The organism is Actinomadura rubrobrunea NBRC 15275 (assembly GCF_001552235.1).
Classification (GTDB): domain Bacteria; phylum Actinomycetota; class Actinomycetes; order Streptosporangiales; family Streptosporangiaceae; genus Spirillospora; species Spirillospora viridilutea.
Genome location: NZ_BCQU01000006.1, coordinates 23,507 through 45,662, shown reverse-complemented (window position 1 = coordinate 45,662; position 22,156 = coordinate 23,507). Strand labels below are relative to the sequence as shown.

Genomic DNA, 22,156 nt, shown 5'->3' with positions numbered 1-22,156 from the left:
CGCACGACGTCAGCCCAGTTCCCGCACGACCGCGTTGACGATGGCGCCGCCGTCGGAGCGGACCTCGCGCAGGTAGTACTTCTGCTGGGCGTCGTGCTGGGCGTCGAAGCTCCACGGTCCGCGCGGGCTGTCGATGGTGCCGACCTGGCCGAGGGCCTTCGCCAGGTCCTCGCCCGTGGCGCCGGTCGCCTTGGCCAGCGCCTTGTCCAGCACGGCGGCGGCGTCGTAGGCCTGCACGGAGTAGACGGTGGGGGCCTCGTTGTACTTCTTGCGGTAGGCGTCCACGAACGCCTTGTTCGCCGGGGTGTCCAGCTCGGTGGAGTAGTGCAGGGAGGTCTTCACGCCGACCGCGGCAGCTCCCTGGGCGCTCAGCACGCCGCCCTCGGTGAGGAACCCGGTGCCGTACAGCGGGATCTTGTCGGCCAGCCCGAACTGCTTGTACTGCTTGACGAAGTTCACCGCCTCGGCCCCGGCGTAGAAGCTGAACACCGCCTTGGCGCCGGAGCTGCGGATCGCCGACAGGTACGGCTGGTAGTCCTGGGTCTTGCCGAACGGCGTGTACTTCTCCCCGGCGACCTTGCCGCCGGCCGCCGTGAACGCCTTGCGGAACCCGCCGACCATCTCCCGGCCGGCGGCGTAGTCCGCGGTGATCAGGTAGACGCCGCCGTCGACCTCGTCGGCCACCGCCGGGCCGAGCGCGGCGCCGACCTTGCCGTTGGCGAAGCTGGTCCGCCACACGTACGGGGAGCCGCGGTCGCCGGTGATGGCGTCCGCGCCGGCGTTGGCGACCAGCAGCGGCACCTTCGACTCGTGGAAGAAGTCCCGCAGCCCGAGCGCGGTGGCGGAGTTGACCACTCCGACGACCGCGGCGGCCCGGTCCTGGGTGACGAGCTTCTGGGCGGCGGGCACGCCGGTCTGCGGGGTCTCGCCCTCGTCGGCGGTGACGACCTTGACGGTCCGGCCGCCGAGCCTGCCGCCGTGCTGGTCGAGGTAGAGCCGGAAGCCGTCGCGCATGTCCTCGCCGAGCGGGGCGTAGACGCCCGACAGCGGCACGAGCAGGCCGAGCGTGACCTCGTCGCCGGAGCCGCCCGCCCCGGACGGGCCCAGGCTGGAGCCGGCGCACCCGGCCAGCGCGAGGGCGCCGACGGCGAGCCCGCTGATCGTCGCGGAGCGGCGGAGGGAGCGGAGAACGGCGCACAGAGCACCCATGGCGCCTCCTTAGGGGTGAGCGCCGACCTCGTCCGGTCGGCGGAAACTGGGCCAAGAATCTACATGTGATGGCAGTCACGTCAAGACTTTGTCTTGAATAATTCTCATTGCGGTACGGCTGCTCACCTGCTGTGATCTGGCCGTCGGGGTGGGAGGCGCCCTTACGTTCTACAGTGAACGTTTGTTAACACATGACTCTGTTGACAAAAGTTCGCGGCTGCGCGAAGCTGAAAGGGCCCGTGTGCTCCACGTCACACGGGCCCTTCGGTCGTCGCGCGGCGTCAGTCGAGGCGGCGCAGGTTCTCGCGGTAGTCGCGGGCGTTGCCCACGTAGAGCCGCACGGCCTCGTCCAGCCAGTCCCCGTGGCGGGCCTGCTCGCTCATCGGGCGGATGCGGGCGGGGACGCCGAGCGCCATGGAGCCGGGCGGCACCTGCAGATCCTCGGGGACCAGGGCGGCGGCGCCGACGATGGAGCCGGCGCCGATCCGGGCGCGGTTGAGGACGACCGAGCCGGAGCCGATCAGGCACCGGTCCTCGACCGTGCAGCCCTCGGCGTGGACGTTGTGGCCGACGACGCAGTCGGCGCCGATCACCGTGGGCCATTCCTCGGTCGTGTGCAGCACCGTGCCGTCCTGGACGGACGTGCGGGCGCCGACCTCGATGCGGCCGTAGTCGCCGCGCAGCACGGCGTTGGGCCAGACCGACGACTCCGGCCCCAGCGTCACCGCGCCGATCACCACCGCGTCGGGGTGCACGTAGGCGGTCTCGTGGATGACGGGCACCCGGTCGCCGAGCGCGTAGACGGCCATGCGGTCCTCCTTAGACAGACGGCAGGGGCGGGCTCCCGGCCGGGCATGCCGGGAACGCGGGACACCGCGCCGGCCTAGCGTTCCAAATCGCGCAGCGCTGGATACACCTGGAGGGCATTGCGTCCGTAGACGAGCGCGACGGTCTCCTCGTCCAAGCCTAGGTCGGCGACGGCGCGGGCGTTCCGGGCGACGCCCGGAACGCCCGGCCAGTCGGTCCCGAAGATGAACTTGCGGGCCAGCCTGGCCAGGTCGTACCGGGCGTAGTACTCCGGCAGGCGGCGCGGCGGCAGGCCCGACAACTCGATCCACACGTTGTCGCGCGACAGGGCCAGGAACGCCGCCGCGTCGTACCACCAGCCGCGGCCGCCGTGCGCCAGCACGATGTCCAGGCCGGGGAAGTCCCGCAGCACGTCGTCCAGCAGGACGGGGTCGGCGAACTTGTTCGAGGACCCCGGGAACGTGCTGGTCCCGCAGTGCACGATCACCGGGATGCCGGCCTCGCGGCACAGGGCGTACGCCGGATACAGCGCCCGGTCGGACGGACTGAACCCCCCGTGCACCGGGTGCAGCTTCAACGCCACCGCCCCCAGCTCGATCTGCCGGCCCAGCTCCGCGTCGATCGGATAGTGCAGGTGGGGGTTGACGCTCGCGACCGGGCGGAACCGCCGCGGGTTGTGCTTGACCAGCGGCAGCACGTCCTCGATCGGCTGCATCCCGGTGGCCTTGGGGCTGTACTCGCAGAACACCAGGGCCGCGTCCACGCCCTCGGCCGCGAAATGCGCGTCGACCCGCTCGGGCACCAGCGCGCCGTCCGCGTCGTACAGGTCGGGCCACGGGTGGGAGCGCCCGAACTCCTCCGCCCACGCCAGCCACGCCGGCCGCAGCGTGGGCAGCCGGGCGGCGTGCACGTGCGCGTCGATCAGCAGGTGCCCGTCCAGCATGCGGCCTCCCCTCAGGCGACGGGGTGGGCGGCCACCAGCTCGGTGTCCACGCCGACCTTCCCGATGTTCGACGCGCCCCCGGGATTGCCCAGGCTCTCGGACCTGCCCGGCAGCGGCTCGTTGAAGAAGCGGGCGTTGTCGGCGATGTGCTCCTGGTACTCGGGGCGGACGCGGCGGTCCTGCGCGATGGCCTCCACGGGGCAGGCCGGCTCGCAGGCGCCGCAGTCGATGCATTCCTTCGGGTTGATGTAAAGCTTGCGCTCGCCCTGGTAAATGCAGTCGACGGGGCATTCGTCCACGCAGGACATGTCCATTTCGTCGATGCAGGGCTCGGCGATGACGTACGGCATCAGGCTCCTCTACAGCGTCTATAGCGCGTCGGTGTCTATAGCGCGTCGGTGGAATGGCCGGGGAAGAGCGCGGCCTCCGGATCGATGAGCACCGCCGCGTTGTTGACGGCGGTCGCGGCCTCCCCGAAGCCCACCGCGATCAACCGGACCTTGCCGGGGTAGTCGGTGATGTCCCCGGCCGCGAAGACACCGCGGCGGACGGTGCTCATGGTGGTGTCCACGGGGATGTGCCGGCGGTCGCGGACGTCCAGGCCCCAGTCGTTCAGCGGCCCCAGGTTGGCGGTGAAGCCCAGCGCGGCGATCACGCGCTGCGCCTTCAGCTCCCGCCGCTCCCCGGTGGGGGTGTGCACGACCTCGACGGACTCGACCTCCGTCGCGCCGCGCAGCGCGGCCACCTGGCAACTGGTGAGGATCTCCACGCCCGCGTCCCGCACCTGCCGCACGGTGTGGGCGTGGGCGCGGAACGTCTCCCGCCGGTGCACCAGCGTCACCGAGCGGGCGATGGGATGCAGGGCCAGCGCCCAGTCGAAGGCGCTGTCCCCGCCCCCGACGATCACCACGTCGGTGTCGGTGTACTCCTCGGGACGCGGCACGAAGTAGGCGAGGCCCCGTCCCTCGTACTCGCGGCCGGCGGGCAGCGGCCGGGGGGTGAACGTCCCGATCCCGCCGGTCACCAGCACGGCCCGGCACCGCACCGAGGCCCCTTCCCGGCTGGTCACCACGAAGCGGTCCCCGTCCTCGTCGAGGGTCTGCGCGCAGTGACCGAGCAGATAGGCCGGGTCGAACCGGCCCGCCTGCTCCACGAGCCCGGCGACCAGGTCCCGGCCCTTCACGGACGGGAACCCGGCGATGTCGTAGATCGGTTTCTCCGGGTACATCGCGGTGATCTGACCGCCGGGCTCGGGCAGCGAGTCCATCACCGCCACCGACATCTCCCGGAAGCCCGCGTAGTAGGCGCCGAACAGCCCCACCGGCCCGGCCCCCACGATCAGCAGGTCGACCTCGGTCATACGGGCGTCACCCTCTCCTCGGCCTGCTCGCCCGCGGCGGCCCGCCCGCGGACCAGCTCCATGGTCAGCTCGCGGATGGCGAAGCGGCGGAGCTTGCCGGTGGCGGTCTTGGGCAGCTCGTCCACGACGACGACCTGCCGGGGCCGCTTGAACGCCGCCAGGCGCTCGCGGCAGTGGGCGATCAGCTCCTCGGCGTCGACCCGGGCCCCGGAGGCGGGGACGACGCAGGCGACCGGCTTGTCCAGGCCGTGCTCGTCCGGGACGCCCACCACGGCGACCTCGGCGACGGCGGGATGCTCGCTCAGGCACCGCTCGACCTCGGTCGGCGACACCCAGATCCCGCCCGCCTTGATCATGTCGTTGCTGCGTCCCAGGCAGGTGTAGTAGCCGTCCTCGGACCGCACGTACTTGTCGCCGGTCCGCATCCACTCGCCCTGGAACGCCTTGCGGGTGACCTCGGTGCGGCACCAGTACCCGGTGGTCAGCGACGGCCCCCGGACCAGCAGGTCGCCGGGCTCCCCGGGCGGGACCTCCGCCCCGGTCTCGTCCACCAGCTTCACCTCGTAGCCCGGCACCGGGCGTCCGGAGGTCCCCGGCCGCACGTCGCCGGGCCGGTTGGACAGGAAGATGTGCAGGGCCTCCGTCGACCCGATCCCGTCCAGCAGCTCGACGCCGTACCGCTCGGTGAAGCGGCGGTACAGGTCCGGCGGGAGCGGCTCCCCGGCCGACGCCGCCAGCCGCACCGAGGCGAACGCCTCACGCGGCGCGTCGGCGTCCAGGAGCGCCGCGTAGAACGTCGGGACGGCGAAGAACAGCGTCGGCCGGTCGGCCAGCAGCCGTTCGGTCACGCCGGCGGGCGTCGGACGGGCCGGGTCCAGGATCGTCGTCGCCCCGGCCGACAGGGGGAACAGCGCCGCGTTCCCGAGCCCGTAGGCGAAGAACAGCTTGGCCACCGAGAAGCACCGGTCCTCCTCGGTGATCCCGAGGACGTGCGCGGCGTAGGTCTCGGCGACGTGCCGGACGCTGCCGTGCCGGTGCATGGCGGCCTTGGGCGTGCCGGTGGTGCCGGAGGTGTAGAGCCAGAACGCGGGCGACTCGTCCCACGTCCCGTACACCGACTCGTCGTCCCCGGCGGACAGCAGCTCGTCCCACGTCCAGGTCCGCATCCCCGCGGGCGTCTCGACGCGGGCGCCGCCCGCCAGCACCACGTCCCGGAGCTCCGAGACCGCCAGCGCGTCCTGCGCGGCGGCCGTGAACTGCGGGGTGACCAGCAGCATCCGCGCCCGCGAGTCGGCGAGCAGGTGGCCCAGCTCCGTGCCGTTGTACATGCTGGACACCGGCACGGGCACGGCCCCGATCCGCATCCCGGCCAGGAAGGTGATCAGCAGCTCGGGCCCGTCGGCGGCGAACAGCACGATCCGCTCCTCGGGGCGCAGCCCGGCGGCGCGCAGCCCGGCGGCGGCCCGCCGGACCCGCTCGGCCAGCTGCGCGTACGTGAGGGCGCCGCCCGGCCCGGCGACCGCGATGCGGTCGCCGCGGCCGAGCTCGAGCTGCCTGTCGACCAGGTAGACGGAGGCGTTGAAGGGGTCGGGCATCGAGGGCTCCCGCTCAGGCCAGGTGGACGTACTCGTAGTCGAACGGGCGGCCGTTGATGCCCTGCTTGGGCGGGGCGACCCAGGCGGCGATCTTGCCGGGCTCGTACACCGGCTGCATCACCGAGGCGACGTAGGCGCGGTCCTCGTCGGTCGGCAGCCAGTCGCCCTTGCGGCGGTCCCACTCCTCCGCGGTGAGGACCTCGCCGTCGGGGGAGACGTGGTGCCCGGCGAACGCCCCGACCTGGCGGTGGAAGCCCACGTGCGGCAGCCGCAGCCGGAAGTCGATGCCGGCGTCCTCGAGGATCCGGTTCCAGCGGGTCACGCCGTTCTGGCAGTCGGCGGTGTACTCGCCCCGCAGGTCGTTGTTGAGGGCGATCAGCGCGGGCGTCTCGACCTCGACGAGCCGGCCGTCCTCGACCTGGGTGACGGTGGCGACGGCGTCGGTGAGCTGGTGGTCGTCCTTGCGGCGCTCCTCCTGCCAGCGCCCCTTGAGACCGGCGGTGAAGTAGTTGGCGACGTTGGTGGAGGTCTCCGAGCCGAACAGGTCCAGCGAGACGCTGTAGTGGAAGTTGAGGTACTTCTGGATGATCTCCAGGGGGATGCCGCCGTAGGGCCGCACGTCGGCGGTGTCGTGCTCGCGCATGATCTGCGCGGTGCGCTCGACCACCCGGTCCACGCCGGTGGTGCCCACGAACATGTGGTGGGCCTCCTCCTTCAGCATGAACTGGCAGGTGCGCGACAGCGGGTCGAACGCGCTCTCCTTCAGCGTGCCGAGCTGGTACTTGCCGTCCCGGTCGGTGAAGTAGGTGAACATGTAGAACGACAGCCAGTCGGGCGTCTCCTCGTTGAACGCGCCGAGGATGCGCGGGGAGTCGTCGCTGCCGGAGTTGCGGTGCAGCAGCGCCTCGGCCTCCTCGCGCCCGGTCCGGCCGAAGTAGGCGTGCAGCAGGTAGACCATCGCCCACAGGTGACGGCCCTCCTCCACGTTGACCTGGAACAGGTTGCGCAGGTCGTACAGGCTCGGCGCGGTCATGCCGAGGTGCCGCTGCTGCTCGACGGACGCGGGCTCGGTGTCGCCCTGGATGACGATCAGCCGCTGCAGGTCCGCGCGGTACTCGCCGGGGACCTGCTGCCACACCGGCTCGCCCTTGTGCTCGCCGAACGCGATGCGCCGGTCGGGGTCGCGCTCGGACAGGAAGATGCCCCACCGGTACTCCGGAAGCGCCACGTGCCCGAACTGCGCCCAGCCCTCGCGGCCCACGGACACGGCGGTGCGCAGGTAGACGTCCTTGGTCGGCAGCGCCGGCCCCATCTCGCTCCACCACTGCAGGAACTTGGGCTGCCAGGACTCCAGCGCCCGCTGCAGCCGCCGGTCGCTGGACAGGTCGACGTTGTTGGGGATCCGCTCGGTGTAGTCGATGCCGGTGGTCATGTTCACACTCGCTTCCGGTCGTAGGCGGCCTTGAGTCCGGTGCCGTACTTGCGCAGCGCGCCGTCCGGGCCGGCGGCGTTGGGGCGCTGGAAGATCCAGTTCTGCCAGGCCGACAGCCGGCCGAAGATCTTGGTCTCCACGGTCTCGGGGCCGACGAAGCGGTGGTTGGCCTCCATGCCCGTGAGCGCGTCCGGGCTGAGCGAGGTGCGCTCCTCCAGGGCGATGCGCACCTCGTCCTCCCAGTCGATGTCGTCGAAGGCGAAGGTGACCAGGCCCAGCTCGGCGGCCTCGGCCGCCTCGAGGGGACGGCCCGTCAGCTCCCGCAGCCGCTCGACCCGCCCGGGCTCGCCGTAGAAGCGGGACTGCAGCCGGGTCAGGTCGTTGCCCATCGGGTAGAGGCCGAAGTTCGCGCCGGTCAGCACGATCCGGGCGGGCTCGGCGTCGGGGTCGTCCTCGAAGGTCCCCTCGAGCATGTAGGAGCGGTCGCAGGCCAGGACGACCTCCAGCAGCGGCCCGGCGAAGCAGGAGCCCGGCTCGATGAGGGCGATCAGGCTGCGGCTGGTGACGTCGAGGCGCTTGAGGGTCCGCTTGAGGTAGTGGCGGATCTCGTTGACCAGCCAGTCGTCGGCGTGCACGGCGAGCAGGTCGTCGTAGGCCAGCACGCGTCCGAGGTCGCCGCGGGTGCGGAACACCCAGGTGCCCGCCTCCAGCTCGTTGGTGCGCAGCCGCAGGATCAGGTCGTCCAGCTCGCGGGTCAGCGCCAGCGGCCAGAAGTCGGCGCCGAGGTCGTGGATGCCGTCGACGGTCTGCGGGGCGTCCTCCTCGGGGCCGCGCAGGGTGATGGCGACGATCCCCTGCTCGCGGTCCAGCTCGGCGGTGACGTGCCGGTACGCGATGCGGTCGGCGGTGATCGTCCGCTCCAGCGGGGTGAGCGTGACGCCCTTGGCGTCGCGCGGGCGGGTGGAGCGGGCGGCGAACTCCTGCGCGCGCCGCCGCACCGTCTCCTCGAACCGGCTGCGCGGCACGGCCTCGTCCACCAGCTTCCACTCCACGGCGGTCGTGCCGCGCACCCCCTCGCTCTTGGTGGCGAACACGTCGGCGAGGTCCTTGCGGACGCCGCGCTTGTCGACGACCCGGGTCAGACCGCCGGTGCCGGGCAGCACCGCCAGCAGCGGCACCTCCGGCAGCGAGACCGCCGACGAGCCGTCGTCGATGAGGATGATGTGCTCGCAGGCCAGCGCCAGCTCGTAGCCGCCGCCGGCGGCCGTGCCGTTGACCGCGGCGATGTAGGTCTGGCCGGAGTTCGCCGTGGCGTCCTCGATGCCGTTGCGGGTCTCGTTGGTGAACTTGCAGAAGTTCACCTTCCACGGGTGGCTGGACTGGGCCAGCATCCGGATGTTCGCGCCCGCGCAGAACACCTTGTCCAGCCCGCCGGTGATCACCACGGCGCGCACCTCGGGATGCTCGAAGCGCAGCCGCTGCACCGCGTCGTACAGCTCGATGTCCACGCCCAGGTCGTAGGAGTTCAGCTTGAGCTCGTAGCCGGGGACCAGCCCGCCGTTCTCGTCGACCTGGAGCACGATGCGGGCGATCTCCCCGTCGATCTCCAGCCGCAGGTGCCGGTAGGAGTCGGGATGCGCGTCGAACGACACCGCGGGCACCGAGTCGTGCCCGGTGGGTGTCTCCGCCGCCGCGGTGAGGGACATGAGTCGGTGCCTCCCCTGGTCGGAACGGTTGGGTGAGCTAATCTTTGACATCTTCATTCCGTTGCGTCAAGACTCTGTCGCATATTCGGCCTGGGGAGGTGGACGATGAGGCGCTACGACGCCCTCTGCTACGACGCCCTCTACATCGACGGGACGTGGGTCGCCCCGGCGGCCCCGGCGTCCGTCGACGTGGTCGGGGCGGCCGACGCGCAGCCGATCGGGCGCGTCCCGCGCGGCGGACCGGCGGACGTGGACGCGGCGGTGGGGGCGGCGCGCGCGGCGTTCGACGGCTGGGCGGCGGCCCCGCCCGGCGAGCGCGCCGCCGTGCTCGCCGCGCTGCACCGGGCGCTGGCGGCGCGCGGCGAGGAACTGGCCGCCACCATCGCGCAGGAGGTCGGCACCCCGCTGAAGATGGCCCGCCGCGTGCAGGTCGGGGCGCCGCTGTCAGTGCTGGAGTCCTACGCCGACATGGCCGCCGGCTACGCCTACGAGCGCCGCGTCGGCAACTCGCTGGTCGTCCGCGAACCCGCCGGGGTCGTCGGCGCCATCACGCCGTGGAACTACCCGCTGCACCAGGTCGTCGCGAAGGTCGGCGCGGCGCTGGCGGCGGGCTGCACCGTCGTGCTCAAACCCGCCGACGACGCCCCGCTGAGCGTGTTCATGCTGATGGAGGCCGCCCACGAGGCCGGAGTGCCCGCGGGAGTGCTCAACCTGGTGACCGGCCCGGGTGCGGTCGTCGGCGAGGCCATCGCCGCCCACCCCGGCGTCGACATGGTGTCCTTCACCGGATCGACCCGGGCCGGCACGCGGGTCGCCGGGCTGGCCGCCCGCACCGTCAAGAGGGTGGCGCTGGAGCTCGGCGGCAAGTCGGCCAACGTCGTCCTCGACGACGCCGACCTCGAGCGCGCCGTGCGGACCGGCGTCAACAACGCGTTCCTCAACTCCGGCCAGACCTGCTCGGCCTGGACGCGGATGCTGGTGCCCCGTCCGCTGCAGGAGAAGGCGCTGGACATCGCCGTGCAGGCCGCCCAGCGGCTGACCGTCGGGCACCCGCTGGACGAGTCGACCCGCCTGGGCCCGCTGGTCTCGGCCCGGCAGCGCGACACCGTCCTGGAGTACATCGCGATCGGTATCGCCGAGGGCGCCCGGCTGGTCCACGGCGGGCCCGACCGGCCCGAGGGCCCCGGTTTCTACGTGCGGCCCACGATCTTCGCCGACGTCCGCGCCGACATGCGGATCGCCCGCGAGGAGATCTTCGGCCCGGTGCTGGCGGTGCTGCCGTACGACGACGAGGACGAGGCGGTGCGGATCGCCAACGACAGCGACTACGGCCTGCACGGCGCGGTCTGGTCGGCCGACCCCGACCGGGCGCTGCGGGTCGCCCGCCGGCTGCGCACCGGGCAGGTCGACGTCAACGGCGCGGCGTGGAACCCCCTGGCGCCGTTCGGCGGCTACAAGCGGTCGGGTGTGGGCCGGGAGCTGGGCGAGGCCGGACTCGAGGAGTTCTGCGAGATCAAGTCCATCCAGCTGTGACCATGCCGACATCCGACAAAAAGATGTCGTCGCGGCTGTCATACTGGAAATGAATCTTTCGGCGCGCGGCCCCGTGCCCGCCGAGCGGGCGGACGGCGGGGCCGCGCGGGTTCTTCCCGCGTGATCGGAGGCCGGATGGGGACCAGGGAGGCGCTGCCCCGGCGCGGCGGCAGCGGCGGCGCCAGCGCGCGCTCGCTGCTGCTCACCGTCCTCGGCGAGTTCGTGCTCCCCGCCGGCGAGCCGGTGTGGACCTCCACCCTGCTGCACGTCCTGGCGGGCCTCGGCGTGGAGGAGAAGTCCTCCCGCCAGGCCATCACCCGCACCGCCGCCGACGGCTGGATCGTCTCCCGCCGCGAGGGCCGCCGCGTCCGCTGGGAGCTGACCCCGCCCGGCCGCCGCATGCTCACCGAGGGCGCCGAGCGGATCTACTCGTTCGGCGCCGGCGGCGGCTCCTGGGACGGCCGCTGGCTGGTCGTCATGGCCTCCGTCCCCGAGTCCCAGCGCCGCCTGCGCCACCAGCTGTACACGCGGCTGGCCTGGGCCGGCTTCGGCAACCCCACCGCCGGGATGTGGGTGAGCCCCCATCCCGACCGCGAGGCCGAGGTCAAGCAGATCATGACCGACCTCGGCATCGGCTCCACGGCCTTCTCCTTCATCGGCCCCTTCGCGGGCATCGGCTCGGAGGCCGAGCTGGTGGCCCGGGCCTGGAACCTGGACGAGGTCGCCGAGCGCTACGAGGCGTTCCTCGACCGGTTCTCCGCGATGAAGCCCCGGCCCGGCGACCCGATGCTCCAGGCCCAGGTGTGGCTGGTGCACGAATGGCGGCGCTTCCCGCTGCTGGACCCGATGCTCCCGGACGCCCTGCTGCCGCCCGGGTGGATCGGCCGCAGGGCCCGGCGCGTCTTCGAGGACAAGCACGCCGCCTGGAAGGCGGGCGCCGAGCAGCGCTGGCGGGAACTCGCCGACTCCTGAGCCCCTCCCGGGGCGCGGCGTCAGCGCCGCCGCTTCTCGAGGAACGCGGTCATGCGTTCGTGCTTGTCCTCGCTCTCGAACAGCACCGCCTGGGCGACCAGCTCCAGCGCGGGATGGGCGCCCTCGGGGGCGTCGACCGCCAGCTTGGACAGGCGCAGGGCCAGCGGGCCGTTCCGGAGCATCGTGTCCACCAGCGCGTTGGCCTCGGCCAGCAGCTGCTCCGGCGGGACGACGGCGGTGACCAGGCCGAAGCGCCGCGCCTCTTCGGCGTTGAGCCGGCGGCCGGTCAGCAGCATCTCCTTGGCGAGGCTCTCGCCGACCAGCCGCGGCAGGCGCCAGGTGGCGCCGGCGCCCGCGATGATCCCCAGGGCCGCCTCGGGCTGGCCGAACACCGCCCGGTCGGTGGCGATGCGCAGGTCGCAGGAGTAGGCGAGCTCGGCGCCGCCGCCCAGGGCGTAGCCGTCGACCGCCGCGACCGTGGGCATCGGCAGCTCGCGGATGCGCTGGAACACCTTGAGGTTGATGCCCGCCAGGGCGTCGTCCCTGCGGCGCCGCAGCAGCTGGCCGATGTCGGCGCCGGCCGCGAACACCCCGTCCGCTCCGCCGGTCAGGATCATGACGCGCGGGTTCCGCTCGAGGTCCTCGCACACGGCGTGCAGCTCCCGCACCATGTCGAGGTCGATGGCGTTGCGCTGCTCGGGGCGGTCGAGCCGTACGGTGACGCGGCCGTCGCCCTCCTGCACGTCGAGGGTCCGAAACTCCATCACTCGCTCCAGTCGTAGAACCCGCGGCCGGACTTCTTGCCCAGTTCGCCCTTGGCGACCTTCTCCTCCAGGATGCGCGGCGGGGCGAAGCGCGGGCCGTAGGTCTCGGCGAGATGCCGGGCGATGTCCAGGCGGACGTCCAGGCCCACCAGGTCGGTCAGCCGCAGCGGCCCCATCGGGTGCCGGTAGCCGAGCTCCATCGCGCGGTCGATGTCGGCGGCCTCGCCCACGCCCTCCTCCAGCATCCGCATGGCCTCCAGGCCGAGCGCGACGCCCAGGCGGCTGGTGGCGAAGCCGGGGGTGTCCTTGACGACGATGGACTCCTTGCCGATGCGGGCCACCAGCTCGCGGGCCGCCCGCAGGGTCGCGTCGCCGGTGGCCGAACCGCGCACGATCTCCACCAGCGGCATCGCCCACACCGGGTTGAAGAAGTGCAGCCCGATGAAGGCCGCGGGCTCGGTCAGGCCCTCGGCGATGGCGTCGATGGACAGGCCGCTGGTGTTGGTCGCGAGCATCCGGGGCTTGAGGGCCTCGGCTTCCCGCAGCACGGTCCGCTTGAGCTCGAGGCGTTCGGGGACCGCCTCGACGACCACATCGGGCGCCGCCGCCTCCACCTGCTCGAGCGAGGACGCGACGACGATCCGGCCCACCAGCGCGTCGGCCTCCTCGGAGCCGAGCTTGCCGCGCTCGACGGCGCGCCGGGCGACCTCCGCGATCCGGGTCCGGGCGGCCTGGGCCTGGCGGTCGTCGGGCTCCACCACGGTCACGGTGCCGCCGGCGGCCGACAGCACGTATGCGATGCCGAGACCCATGGTCCCGGCGCCGATCACCACTCCATTCATGGGCGACACTCTACATTCCCGTGTTGTCGCGCCACTTGGGTGTGGTATCTGCCGCGTCACCAGGCAAGAAGTCAGCACGGGGCTTTGCCGGGGCGCCGGTTTGGCGGTCGCGACGCGGGAAGGCTCGCAGGAGCGCCGGTGGCAGTGCGAGCGTACCGACCGTGTCGGGGATCGGGGGCGGCGTCGTGACTGAGCTGAAGACCCGACCTGCGGAGTGGCCGCGGTTGCGGGTGGCGGACTGGGCCGACACGCGGGACACCCTGCACATGTGGACCCAGATCGTCGGCAAGATCCGGTTGGCGCACGCGCCGCTGGTCAACCACTGGTGGCAGGTCACCCTGTACGTGTCGCCGCGCGGGCTGACCACCTCGGCGATCCCGTACGGCGCCGGGGCGTTCGACATCGAGTTCGACTTCCTGGACGACCGGCTGCGCGTCCGCACCAGCGACGGCGGGGACGGAGGGGTGGCGCTGGCGCCCATGCCGGTGGCCCGCTTCTACGCCGAGGTCATGGCGGTGCTGGACGAGCTGGGCGTGCCGACACGGATCCACGCCAGGCCGAACGAGGTGGACCCGGCCATCCGGTTCGCCGAGGACGACCGGCACGCCTCCTACGATCCCGACGCGGCGCGGCTGTTCTGGCGGCAGCTCCTGCAGGCCGACCGGGTGATCGGACGGTTCCGGTCCCGGTTCATCGGCAAGGTCAGCCCGGTGCACTTCTTCTGGGGGTCGTTCGACCTCGCCTGCACCCGGTTCTCCGGCCGGAAGGCACCGCCGCACCCCGGCGACCCTCCCAACTGCCCGCACTACGTGACGGTGGAGGGCTACTCGCACGAGCTGTCCAGCTGCGGGTTCTGGCCCGGGGGCGGCGAGGAGGGCGCGTTCTACGCCTACGCCTATCCCGAGCCGGACGGGTTCGCCGACTACCCCGTCGGCCCGGACGCGGCGTTCTACAGCCGCGAGAACGGCCAGTTCCTGCTGCCGTACGAGGCGGTCGCCACCGCACCGGACCCGGACGGGGAGCTGACCGAGTTCCTCGAGACCACCTATGCCGCAGCGGCGGACCTGGGCGGATGGGACCGTGCGGCCCTGGAGGCCGACCCGCACCGCTGGGACGACCAGCACCACGACGACCACGAGCACGGACCCTGAACCACCGACACGGACAGGCCCCTCGTCGGGACCTGACGGGACGGGGCGTCGCGATGTCAGCGGCGGCGTCGAGGGAGCGGTGCGGGCGCGGGCGGGGAGCCCGGCCGCGCCCGCACCTGCCCGTCACGCCTCGGAGGCCAGGGCGCCGCCCACGGCGGCGATGGGCTTGTCGAGCTTCTCGCCGGACCCGTCGCGGCGGCCGAGTTCCGTGGGCAGCGGCATCGGCTTGCCGGTGGAGGACGCGGCGCGCACCGGGGCGGGGCCCGCCCAGGCGAGGATGAGGCAGTCCTCGCCCTTGAGGAACCGGTGCGAGCGGACGCCGCCGGTGGCGCGGCCCTTGGCCGGGAAATCGGCGTAGTCGGACACCTTGACCGCCCCGGTCTGGGTGCCGGGCAGGGCCGTGGACGAGCCGGCGACCGTCACCACGCGGTTCTCGCGACTCGGATCGACGGCGCCGAACCACAGGACGCGGGCGCCGGCGGACAGCTTGATGCCCGCCATGCCCCCCGCCGGGCGGCCCTGGGGCCGCACGTTGGACGCGCTGTAGTGCAGGAGCTGGGCGTCCGTGGTGATGAACACCAGGTCCTGGTCCTCGGAGTCGAGCTGGACGGCCCCCACCACGCGGTCGCCCTCCTTGAGGCCGATCACCTCGAACTCGTCCCGGTTGGGATAGTCGGGGACGACGCGTTTGACCACGCCCTGCTCGGTGCCGAGCGCGAGCCCGGCGCCGGAGTCGTCCAGCGCGGCCAGTCCGACGACCGTCTCGCCCTCCTCCAGCACGACGTACTCGTCGAGGGGCGCGCCCCCGGCCAGGGACGGCGCGGCCTCCGACGGCGGCAGCGCCGGCAGGTCGATGACGTCGATGCGGAGCATCCGCCCGGCCGACGTGACCGCGCCGATCTGGCCGCGCGCGGTGGCGCGGACCACCGCCGTCAGCACGTCGTGGGGGGCCCGGTCGCCCTCGGCGGGCAGCGGGTCGGCGGTGGTGGTGCGGGCGAGGAGGCCGGTGGACGACATCAGCACCAGGCACGGGTCGTCGGGCACCTCCAGCGGCACGGCCGCCGCCGCGGTCTCGCCGGACGACTCCAGCAGGACGGTGCGGCGGGGCGTGCCGTACTCGGCGGCGACCTCGGCCAGCTCGTCCGACACCACGCGGCGCAGCTTGGCCTCCGACTCGAGGATCTCGGTCAGCTCGGCGATCTCGCGGGTGAGCTGCTCCTTCTCCTTCTCCAGCTCCAGCCGGTCGTACCGGGTCAGGCGGCGCAGCGGCGTGTCGAGGATGTACTGGGCCTGCACCTCGGACAGCTCGAAGATCTGCATGAGCCGCTGCCGGGCCTGCGCGGCGTCGTCGCTGCCGCGGATGACCTGGATGACCTCGTCGATGTTGAGCAGCGCCACCAGCAGGCCGTCGACCAGGTGCAGCCGGTCCTGGCGCTTGCGGCGCCGGTGCGCCGAGCGGCGGCGCACCACGTCGATGCGGTGGTCGACGTAGACCTGCAGCAGGTCGCGCAGACCCAGGGTGCGGGGCTGCCCGTCGACCAGCGCCACGTTGTTGATGCCGAAGGTCTCCTCCATCGGCGTGAGCCGGTAGAGCTCCTCCAGCACGGCCTCGGGGTGGAAGCCGTTCTTGACCTCGATGACCAGGCGCAGCCCGGTGGTGCGGTCGGTGAGGTCCTTCAGGTCGGCGATGCCCTGGAGCTTCTTGGCGTTGACCAGCTCCTTGATCTTGGCCTTGACGCGCTCCGGGCCGACCGCGTACGGCAGCTCGGTGACCACGATGCCCTTGCGCCGGGGCGTGACGTTCTCGATGTGCGCGGTGGCGCGGGTGCGGAACGTGCCGCGGCCGGTGGCGTAGGCGTCGCGGATGCCGTCCAACCCGACGATCTTGCCGCCGGTGGGCAGGTCGGGGCCGGGCACGAAGCGCATGAGGTCGTCGAGGGTGGCGTCGGGGTTGTCGATCAGGTGCCGGGCGGCGGCGACGACCTCCCCGAGGTTGTGCGGGGCCATGTTGGTGGCCATCCCGACCGCGATCCCGGACGCCCCGTTGACCAGCAGGTTCGGGAACGCGGCGGGCAGCACCTCCGGCTCGGTCTCCTGCCCGTCGTAGTTGGGCCGGAAGTCGACGGTGTCCTCGTCGATGGAGGCGACCATCAGCGTCGCCTCGCGGGACATGCGCGCCTCGGTGTACCGCATGGCGGCGGGCAGGTCGTCGCCGCCGAGCGAGCCGAAGTTGCCGTGCCCGTCGACCAGCGGCATCCGCATGGCCCAGCGCTGGGCCATGCGCACCATGGCGTCGTAGATGGCGCTGTCGCCGTGCGGATGCAGCTTGCCCATGACCTCGCCGACGACGCGGGCGCACTTGACGTGGCCGCGGTCGGGACGCAGCCCCATCTCGTTCATCGAGTAGAGGATGCGGCGCTGCACGGGCTTGAGCCCGTCGCGCGCGTCCGGCAGCGCCCTCTGGTAGATCACCGAGTAGGCGTACTCGAGGAAGCTGCCGCGCATCTCCTCGGAGACGTCGACGTCGATGATGTTCTCTTCGAAGTCGGGCGGCGGTGGGGCTTGGGATCCGCGTCGTGCCATGGGGAACATTGTTGCCGGTTCCGCAGACATATTCGTACCGGACGTCCCCGGCGTGGTCGGGGACGTCGCCGTCCGGACGGCCCGAGGAGGGTGCACATGACCGAGGCGGAGAACCGCGGCGTCGCCTGGAGCGACCGGCCAGGAGCGGGCGAAGGGGGACGGCGGCGCCGTCCCGGCGCGTCGCCGGCGGGCGGGAGGCGCGCATGAGCGCGCCGGCCGACTTCCAGAACGAGATCTACCTCAAGGGCCTCGGCGACGCCGTCCCCGAGCTGCCGACCGACCTGACCGGGCTGGAGGCGCTGGCCGAGCGGCGGCTGTCGTCCGCGGCGTTCGGGTACGCGGCCGGCGCGGCGGGCAGCGAGGCGACCGCCCGGGCCAACCGGGCGGCGTTCGACCGGTGGCGGATCGTGCCGCGGATGCTGCGGGACGTGGCGGAGCGCGACCTGTCCGTGCGCGTGCTGGGCACGGACATGCCCGCCCCGGTGGCGCTGGCCCCCGTCGGCGTCCAGTCGATCTTCCATCCGGACGGGGAGCTCGCGGCGGCGCGGGCCGCGGCGGCGGCCGGGCTGCCCTACGTGCTGAGCACTGCGGCGTCGTACTCGATCGAGGAGGTCGCCGAGGCGAACGGGGACGGGCCCCGCTGGTACCAGCTGTACTGGCCGAAGGACCGCGAGCTGGCCGTCAGCTTCCTGGAGCGCGCGGCCGCCGCCGGATACTCGGCGCTGGTGGTCACGCTCGACACCGTCGCGCTGGCGTGGCGGCCCCGCGACCTGGACCAGGCGTACCTGCCGTTCCTGCGCGGGATCGGCCTGGCCAACTACTTCAGCGACCCGGTGTTCCAGAAGGCGGTCGGCGGGCCGGTCACCGACGCCAACCGCGAGACGGCGATCCTGCACTGGGCGGCCAACTTCAGCAACCCCTCGCTGACCTGGGACGACCTGGCGTTCCTGCGCGACCACTGGCGCGGTCCGATCGCGCTGAAGGGCATCCAGCACCCCGACGACGCGCGGCGCGCGGTGGACGCGGGCATGGACGGCGTGATCGTGTCCAACCACGGCGGCCGGCAGGTCGACGGGGCCGTGGCGTCCCTGGACGCGCTGGCGCCCGTCGTGGAGGCGGTGGGCGACCGGGCGGAGGTGCTGTTCGACAGCGGAATCCGCACCGGCGCCGACGTCGTCAAGGCGCTCGCCCTGGGCGCCAAGGCGGTTCTGGTGGGACGCCCCTACGTGTACGGGCTGGCGCTCGGAGGCCAGGCAGGCGTCACGCACGTGCTGCGCTGCCTGCAGGCAGAGCTCGACTTGACCATGATGCTCTCGGGCCACACCCGGCCCGGCGACCTCGGCCCGGATCTGCTCGTGCGGAGCGACGCCTGACGACGGCCGGGGGGACGACCCGCCGCTCGAGCCGGACGCGGCCGTGCTCGACCGGGACCCGCCCTGCCTGGACGGGCCGGCCGTCGCCGAGCGGCTCGCCCGCGACGTTCCGCGCCGCCACGTCGTGATCGTCACCGCGCACGGCCGTCCCGGCGACCTGCGCCGCACCATGGGCGCGGTCGTGCGCGGTCCCCGCGGAGGACGCCCCGGCGTGCGGTCGGCGCAGGTCATCTGGCAGGTCGCCACCGCGTCCCGCTGCGTCGCCTCGCGGCGGACGCCGAAGCGCGAACGCCGAGGAGCGCCCGCTCACGCCGCGCGGGGCCGCGGCGGGCGGCGCCTTCGTCGCGTGCGTCGCCCGCGTGCTCGACTCGTCGGAGGGGACGGTTCGCGCCCGCCTGTCGGCCGCGGCAGCCGCACTCGGCGCCGACGACCGGCGCCTGCGGCCTCGCCCGGACGTCGGCGCGTCGCGCTCCGGCGTCCGGGAGACGGACAGCCGATCTCAGCCGAGCATGACGCCGAGGAACAGGGCGGCGAGGGCGGACACGCCGCTGACGGCCCCGGACACGGCCAGCCCCTTCGGCGTCGACGCCCTGCCGTGGAGGAAGGCGGCGACGCCCGACACCAGCACGACGGCCAGTTTCACGTGGAGGGTCGTCTGGTACGCCCCCTCCGTGTCGCCCACCGCCGCGATGTTCCACACGCCCGTCGCCACGAGCACGGCGAACGCGGCCCACGCGACCCGGTTGAACTGGCGGGCGGCGCGCCGTGAGAGGTCACCGCCCGCGCCGCGCAGCACGGGCAGCAGGGCGGTCAGGGTCAGCTGTCCGCCGACCCATACGGTCGCGGCCAGCACGTGCAGGAAGATCCGGACGGTGTCCCAGGTGATGGCGAGCATGGTTCTTCTCGGGGGAGATGGGGTCAGGCCGTCGTGGCCAGGGGGGCGAGCCGAGGACCGAGGTCCAGGGTCTGCAGGACGGTGCCGTCGTGGGCCAGCGCCTCGACGACCGGGTCGCGGCGCGCCGTCCACACCACCACGACGTGCCCGTGCGCGGGGACGTCCAGCAGACGGGTGCCGACCCGGATCCGCGCGACCTCGCTCGAGGCGCGCAGCTTCGCCTGGTTGACCCACTTGGCGCCCCACGGGAACAGGCGGTTGGCGTTGCGGACGGCGCGGCCCGTGGCGTACCGGATCAGGTGGCCGCCGAGCTCGGCGGCCGGACGCCGCGCCAGCGGCTCGTCGGGCGCCCACGACCCGCCGCCGCCGAGCTCGATCCATTCGCCGTCCCGCTTGTGGAACGTGACACCTTCGATGAAGCAGCCGCCCGGGGCGCCGTTCTGATGTCGCAGGAACGAGATGACGGCGACGTCGCCGTCCACGTCGAGCGCGAGCGGCACGAGTCCGCGCTCACCGTCCACCGCGGTCGGAGCGGGTTCGGTAATCCCGTCGCGCAGCAGCCGCACCAACTCCGCGCGCAGCTCATGCTCGTTCATGCTTCGGGTCCTCTGGATGACGCGAGGTACAGGAAAAGAGCCCTCCTGAGGAGGGCCCCGTGTCGACACTCTAGACGTCCAGAACGTCTCGTTTCACCTGTTCGCACCATGAGATTGGACTGTTCGCCGTGGGAGATCGCTCCCACCGGGACGCCACAGTCCGCCGGTGGGCGGGCCCGCGGGCTCCGGCGCCGCCGCGTCGGCCGGCGCGGGCGCGGCGCTGTGAGTCCTGTCACGACCGCCTTCGACCCGAACGTCTGGATTTGCACCATCAGTGTCGGCCCGGTTTACTGATGACCCGTGACTGCCGTACACCCCTGCCCGACGCGCCGTCCGCGAGCCATGCGCGCGACGGGGTGTACCTGTCGGTGTCGAATGTGCGACCGCTGAGGGCCCCGACCGAAGCCTCGCGCCCCGAAGCGAGCCGACCTCCGCACGACATCGAGCAGCGCACATGACCTTTGAGATCCATCTGCTGAGCCACGCGCCGTATCCGCCCGGCCGCGCCTAGAACCCCGCCGTCCGCACGGCCCGATCCGGCTCCGCGTCCCCGACCGACCGTCCACGCAACCGCGCGGCGACTCCTGCGCGGTCGACCCGCACGGGTGAAATCCCCTTGATTCAGATCGAGAAACTCCGAAAGGTCTACCGCGCCCGCGGGCGCGAGGTGACCGCCGTCGACGGCGTCGACCTGACCGTCCGCGAAGGCGAGGTGTTCGGCGTGCTCGGCCGCAGCGGCGCGGGCAAGAGCACCCTGCTGCGCTGCGTCAACCTCCTGGAACGCCCCGACGAGGGGCGCGTCCGGGTGGACGGGCGGGACCTGCTGGAGCTGTCCGGCGGCGAGCTGCGCCGCGCCCGGCAGCGCATCGGCATGATCCACCAGCATTTCGGGCTGCTGTCCAGCCGGACCGTGGCGGGCAACGTCGCGTTCCCGCTCGAGGTGATGGGCGTGCCCCGCGCCGAACGCGCCGCGCGCGTGGCCGAGCTGCTGGAGCTCGTCGGGCTGACCGAGCACGCGGACGCCTACCCGGCGCAGATCTCCGGCGGGCAGAAGCAGCGCGTCGGCATCGCCCGCGCCCTGGCCGGGCGGCCCAAGGTGCTGCTGTCGGACGAGGCCACCTCCGCGCTCGACCCCGAGACCACCGCGTCCATCCTGGAGCTGCTGCGCGACCTCAACCGGCGGCTCGGCCTGACCATCCTGCTGATCACCCACGAGATGGACGTGGTCAAGCGCATCTGCGACTCGGCCGCCGTCATGCGCCAGGGCCGCGTGGTGGAGTCCGGCCCGGTCCGCGAGCTGCTGCTGCGCCCCGGCTCGGAACTGGCCCGCGGGCTGTTCCCGCTGCCCGAGCCGGTGCTGCGAGGCGACACGACCGTGGTGGACGTCACCTTCGAGGGGGAGAGCGCGGACCGGCCGTTCGTGTCGACGCTGGCCCGCACGTACTCCATCGACGTCAACATCCTCGGCGGCGCCGTCGAGGACATCGGCGGCACGCGCATCGGACGGCTGCGCATCGAGCTGCCCGGCCCGCCCGACGTCAACGCCGCGCAGCTGGCCCATCTGCGCGAGGCGGGCCTGACCGTCGAGGTCCACGGCGTCGCGGGCGACGCGGCCGGCGCGGGCGACACCGCGACCGAAGAGGAGGCGCCGGTCTCATGACCTGGGACGAGATGGTTCCGCTGCTGCGCCAGGGCACCCTGGAGACGCTGCAGATGACCGTGTGGTCGACGCTGTTCACCGCGCTCGGCGGCATCCTGCTCGGGGTGCTGCTGGTGCTGACCGACCGCGGCGGGCTGCTGCCCGCGCCGCCGGTCAACCAGGTGCTCGGCGTGATCGTCAACATCGGCCGGTCGCTGCCGTTCGTGATCCTGATGATGGCGATCATCCCGTTCACGCGGGCACTGGTCGGCACGTCCATCGGCACCCAGGCGGCGATCGTGCCGCTGACACTGTCGGCCATCCCGTTCTACGCGCGCCTGGTGGAGACCGCGCTGCGCGAGGTGGACCCGGGCGTGGTCGCCGCCGCCCAGGCGATGGGCGCCTCCCGCGTCCAGATCGTGGGGAAGGTGCTGCTGCGCGAGGCGCGCCCCGGGCTCGTGGCGGGCCTGACCGTCACCGTCGTCGCCCTCATCAGCTACTCGGCGATGGCGGGCGCGATCGGCGGCGGCGGCCTGGGCGACCTGGCGATCCGCTACGGCTACCAGCGCTTCGAGACCGGGATGATGCTGGCCATCCTCGTGCTGCTCATCGCGCTGGTGCAGCTGGTGCAGTCGCTGGGCGACCTGGCCGTGCGGCGCCTCACCCACAAATGACACCGGGTCCGGCCGACGCCCGGACCCGCGTCCCCGACCCCGCTTGTCCGACCCCGCTTGTCCGACCCCGTAGTCACCGAGC

General features: G+C 72.7%; 19 protein-coding genes. 6 read left to right on the top strand and 13 right to left on the bottom strand.

All coding sequences use genetic code 11. From position 1 onward, the window contains the following. Window positions 1-9: 9 nt before the first annotated feature. From AR3_RS03105 to boxC, 8 genes are all read right to left on the bottom strand, one after another. The gene (locus AR3_RS03105) at window positions 10-1,209 is read right to left on the bottom strand and encodes an ABC transporter substrate-binding protein (protein ID WP_067908008.1); all 1,200 of its coding nucleotides are present in this window, start codon (window positions 1,207-1,209) and stop codon (window positions 10-12) included. Window positions 1,210-1,490: 281 nt separating this feature from the next. Continuing rightward, a complete protein-coding gene (locus AR3_RS03100; RefSeq protein ID WP_067908003.1) occupies window positions 1,491-2,018 on the bottom strand; it encodes a gamma carbonic anhydrase family protein in 528 nt (175 codons plus the stop codon). A 74-nt stretch (window positions 2,019-2,092) separates the two neighbouring features. Further along, window positions 2,093-2,959: an amidohydrolase family protein gene (locus AR3_RS03095; RefSeq protein WP_067908000.1), complete on the bottom strand. Its 867-nt coding sequence runs from the start codon at window positions 2,957-2,959 to the stop codon at window positions 2,093-2,095. An 11-nt stretch (window positions 2,960-2,970) separates the two neighbouring features. Further along, window positions 2,971-3,309, bottom strand: coding sequence for a ferredoxin (gene fdxA / locus AR3_RS03090; RefSeq protein WP_067907997.1), 339 nt, complete (start codon window positions 3,307-3,309; stop codon window positions 2,971-2,973). 35 nt (window positions 3,310-3,344) lie between these two features. Beyond that, window positions 3,345-4,319 (bottom strand): NAD(P)/FAD-dependent oxidoreductase, encoded by a 975-nt coding sequence (locus AR3_RS03085; RefSeq protein ID WP_067907994.1) that lies wholly within the window; start codon window positions 4,317-4,319, stop codon window positions 3,345-3,347. Next, a complete protein-coding gene (locus AR3_RS03080; RefSeq protein WP_067907992.1) occupies window positions 4,316-5,914 on the bottom strand; it encodes a benzoate-CoA ligase family protein in 1,599 nt (532 codons plus the stop codon). Before AR3_RS03080 ends, AR3_RS03085 begins: the two co-directional genes overlap by 4 nt. 13 nt (window positions 5,915-5,927) lie before the next feature. Beyond that, window positions 5,928-7,346 (bottom strand): benzoyl-CoA 2,3-epoxidase subunit BoxB, encoded by a 1,419-nt coding sequence (gene boxB / locus AR3_RS03075; RefSeq protein ID WP_067907989.1) that lies wholly within the window; start codon window positions 7,344-7,346, stop codon window positions 5,928-5,930. A gap of 2 nt (window positions 7,347-7,348) precedes the next feature. Beyond that, window positions 7,349-9,052: a 2,3-epoxybenzoyl-CoA dihydrolase gene (gene boxC / locus AR3_RS03070; RefSeq protein ID WP_067907986.1), complete on the bottom strand. Its 1,704-nt coding sequence runs from the start codon at window positions 9,050-9,052 to the stop codon at window positions 7,349-7,351. A gap of 105 nt (window positions 9,053-9,157) precedes the next feature. Between boxC and AR3_RS03065 the strand changes: the two genes are divergently transcribed. After that, window positions 9,158-10,585, top strand: a complete 1,428-nt coding sequence (locus AR3_RS03065; RefSeq protein ID WP_067907983.1) for an aldehyde dehydrogenase family protein — start codon at window positions 9,158-9,160, stop codon at window positions 10,583-10,585. Window positions 10,586-10,720: 135 nt separating this feature from the next. Further along, on the top strand, window positions 10,721-11,557 hold the full coding sequence (locus AR3_RS03060; protein ID WP_067907980.1) for a PaaX family transcriptional regulator: 837 nt from the start codon (window positions 10,721-10,723) through the stop codon (window positions 11,555-11,557). Window positions 11,558-11,577: 20 nt separating this feature from the next. Here the strand turns inward: AR3_RS03060 and AR3_RS03055 are convergent, their stop codons facing one another. Continuing rightward, window positions 11,578-12,321: an enoyl-CoA hydratase/isomerase family protein gene (locus AR3_RS03055; protein ID WP_067907977.1), complete on the bottom strand. Its 744-nt coding sequence runs from the start codon at window positions 12,319-12,321 to the stop codon at window positions 11,578-11,580. Next, window positions 12,321-13,163, bottom strand: coding sequence for a 3-hydroxyacyl-CoA dehydrogenase family protein (locus AR3_RS03050; protein ID WP_067907974.1), 843 nt, complete (start codon window positions 13,161-13,163; stop codon window positions 12,321-12,323). The genes AR3_RS03055 and AR3_RS03050 overlap by 1 nt, the downstream gene beginning before the upstream one ends. Before the next feature lie 185 nt (window positions 13,164-13,348). Between AR3_RS03050 and AR3_RS03045 the strand changes: the two genes are divergently transcribed. After that, on the top strand, window positions 13,349-14,314 hold the full coding sequence (locus AR3_RS03045) for a DUF5996 family protein (RefSeq protein ID WP_227023310.1): 966 nt from the start codon (window positions 13,349-13,351) through the stop codon (window positions 14,312-14,314). Window positions 14,315-14,437: 123 nt separating this feature from the next. On the opposite strand, the gene AR3_RS03040 is transcribed toward AR3_RS03045, so the two are convergent. Beyond that, a complete protein-coding gene (locus AR3_RS03040) occupies window positions 14,438-16,897 on the bottom strand; it encodes a DNA gyrase/topoisomerase IV subunit A (protein ID WP_067908173.1) in 2,460 nt (819 codons plus the stop codon). Window positions 16,898-17,100: 203 nt separating this feature from the next. Here AR3_RS03040 and AR3_RS03035 point away from each other — a divergent pair, with 203 nt between their 5' ends. Further along, window positions 17,101-18,270 carry a lactate 2-monooxygenase gene (locus AR3_RS03035; protein ID WP_067907967.1) on the top strand — a complete coding sequence of 390 codons (1,170 nt, stop codon included), beginning with the start codon at window positions 17,101-17,103 and terminating at the stop codon, window positions 18,268-18,270. Window positions 18,271-18,769: 499 nt separating this feature from the next. Here AR3_RS03035 and AR3_RS03030 read toward each other — a convergent pair whose 3' ends face one another. Both AR3_RS03030 and AR3_RS03025 read right to left on the bottom strand, forming a co-directional pair. Continuing rightward, window positions 18,770-19,165 carry a CopD family protein gene (locus tag AR3_RS03030; RefSeq protein ID WP_067907964.1) on the bottom strand — a complete coding sequence of 132 codons (396 nt, stop codon included), beginning with the start codon at window positions 19,163-19,165 and terminating at the stop codon, window positions 18,770-18,772. Between the two features lie 23 nt (window positions 19,166-19,188). Continuing rightward, window positions 19,189-19,761: a hypothetical protein gene (locus AR3_RS03025; RefSeq protein ID WP_067907961.1), complete on the bottom strand. Its 573-nt coding sequence runs from the start codon at window positions 19,759-19,761 to the stop codon at window positions 19,189-19,191. Between the two features lie 616 nt (window positions 19,762-20,377). Between AR3_RS03025 and AR3_RS03020 the strand changes: the two genes are divergently transcribed. Further along, a complete protein-coding gene (locus AR3_RS03020) occupies window positions 20,378-21,421 on the top strand; it encodes a methionine ABC transporter ATP-binding protein (protein ID WP_067907958.1) in 1,044 nt (347 codons plus the stop codon). Then, complete coding sequence (locus AR3_RS03015) at window positions 21,418-22,074, top strand: methionine ABC transporter permease (RefSeq protein ID WP_067907955.1); 657 nt, start codon at window positions 21,418-21,420, stop codon at window positions 22,072-22,074. Before AR3_RS03020 ends, AR3_RS03015 begins: the two co-directional genes overlap by 4 nt. The last annotated feature ends 82 nt before the right edge of the window (window positions 22,075-22,156 follow it).

What these genes read in the sequence shown, in the direction of transcription:
- AR3_RS03105 (WP_067908008.1), bottom strand. Translation starts at nt 1,209, where the DNA reads ATGGGTGCTCTGTGCGCCGTTCTCCGCTCCCTCCGCCGCTCCGCGACG.
- AR3_RS03100 (WP_067908003.1), bottom strand. Translation starts at nt 2,018, where the DNA reads ATGGCCGTCTACGCGCTCGGCGACCGGGTGCCCGTCATCCACGAGACC.
- AR3_RS03095 (WP_067908000.1), bottom strand. Translation starts at nt 2,959, where the DNA reads ATGCTGGACGGGCACCTGCTGATCGACGCGCACGTGCACGCCGCCCGG.
- fdxA (WP_067907997.1), bottom strand. Translation starts at nt 3,309, where the DNA reads ATGCCGTACGTCATCGCCGAGCCCTGCATCGACGAAATGGACATGTCC.
- AR3_RS03085 (WP_067907994.1), bottom strand. Translation starts at nt 4,319, where the DNA reads ATGACCGAGGTCGACCTGCTGATCGTGGGGGCCGGGCCGGTGGGGCTG.
- AR3_RS03080 (WP_067907992.1), bottom strand. Translation starts at nt 5,914, where the DNA reads ATGCCCGACCCCTTCAACGCCTCCGTCTACCTGGTCGACAGGCAGCTC.
- boxB (WP_067907989.1), bottom strand. Translation starts at nt 7,346, where the DNA reads ATGACCACCGGCATCGACTACACCGAGCGGATCCCCAACAACGTCGAC.
- boxC (WP_067907986.1), bottom strand. Translation starts at nt 9,052, where the DNA reads ATGTCCCTCACCGCGGCGGCGGAGACACCCACCGGGCACGACTCGGTG.
- AR3_RS03065 (WP_067907983.1), top strand. Translation starts at nt 9,158, where the DNA reads ATGAGGCGCTACGACGCCCTCTGCTACGACGCCCTCTACATCGACGGG.
- AR3_RS03060 (WP_067907980.1), top strand. Translation starts at nt 10,721, where the DNA reads ATGGGGACCAGGGAGGCGCTGCCCCGGCGCGGCGGCAGCGGCGGCGCC.
- AR3_RS03055 (WP_067907977.1), bottom strand. Translation starts at nt 12,321, where the DNA reads ATGGAGTTTCGGACCCTCGACGTGCAGGAGGGCGACGGCCGCGTCACC.
- AR3_RS03050 (WP_067907974.1), bottom strand. Translation starts at nt 13,163, where the DNA reads ATGAATGGAGTGGTGATCGGCGCCGGGACCATGGGTCTCGGCATCGCA.
- AR3_RS03040 (WP_067908173.1), bottom strand. Translation starts at nt 16,897, where the DNA reads ATGGCACGACGCGGATCCCAAGCCCCACCGCCGCCCGACTTCGAAGAG.
- AR3_RS03035 (WP_067907967.1), top strand. Translation starts at nt 17,101, where the DNA reads ATGAGCGCGCCGGCCGACTTCCAGAACGAGATCTACCTCAAGGGCCTC.
- AR3_RS03030 (WP_067907964.1), bottom strand. Translation starts at nt 19,165, where the DNA reads ATGCTCGCCATCACCTGGGACACCGTCCGGATCTTCCTGCACGTGCTG.
- AR3_RS03025 (WP_067907961.1), bottom strand. Translation starts at nt 19,761, where the DNA reads ATGAACGAGCATGAGCTGCGCGCGGAGTTGGTGCGGCTGCTGCGCGAC.
- AR3_RS03015 (WP_067907955.1), top strand. Translation starts at nt 21,418, where the DNA reads ATGACCTGGGACGAGATGGTTCCGCTGCTGCGCCAGGGCACCCTGGAG.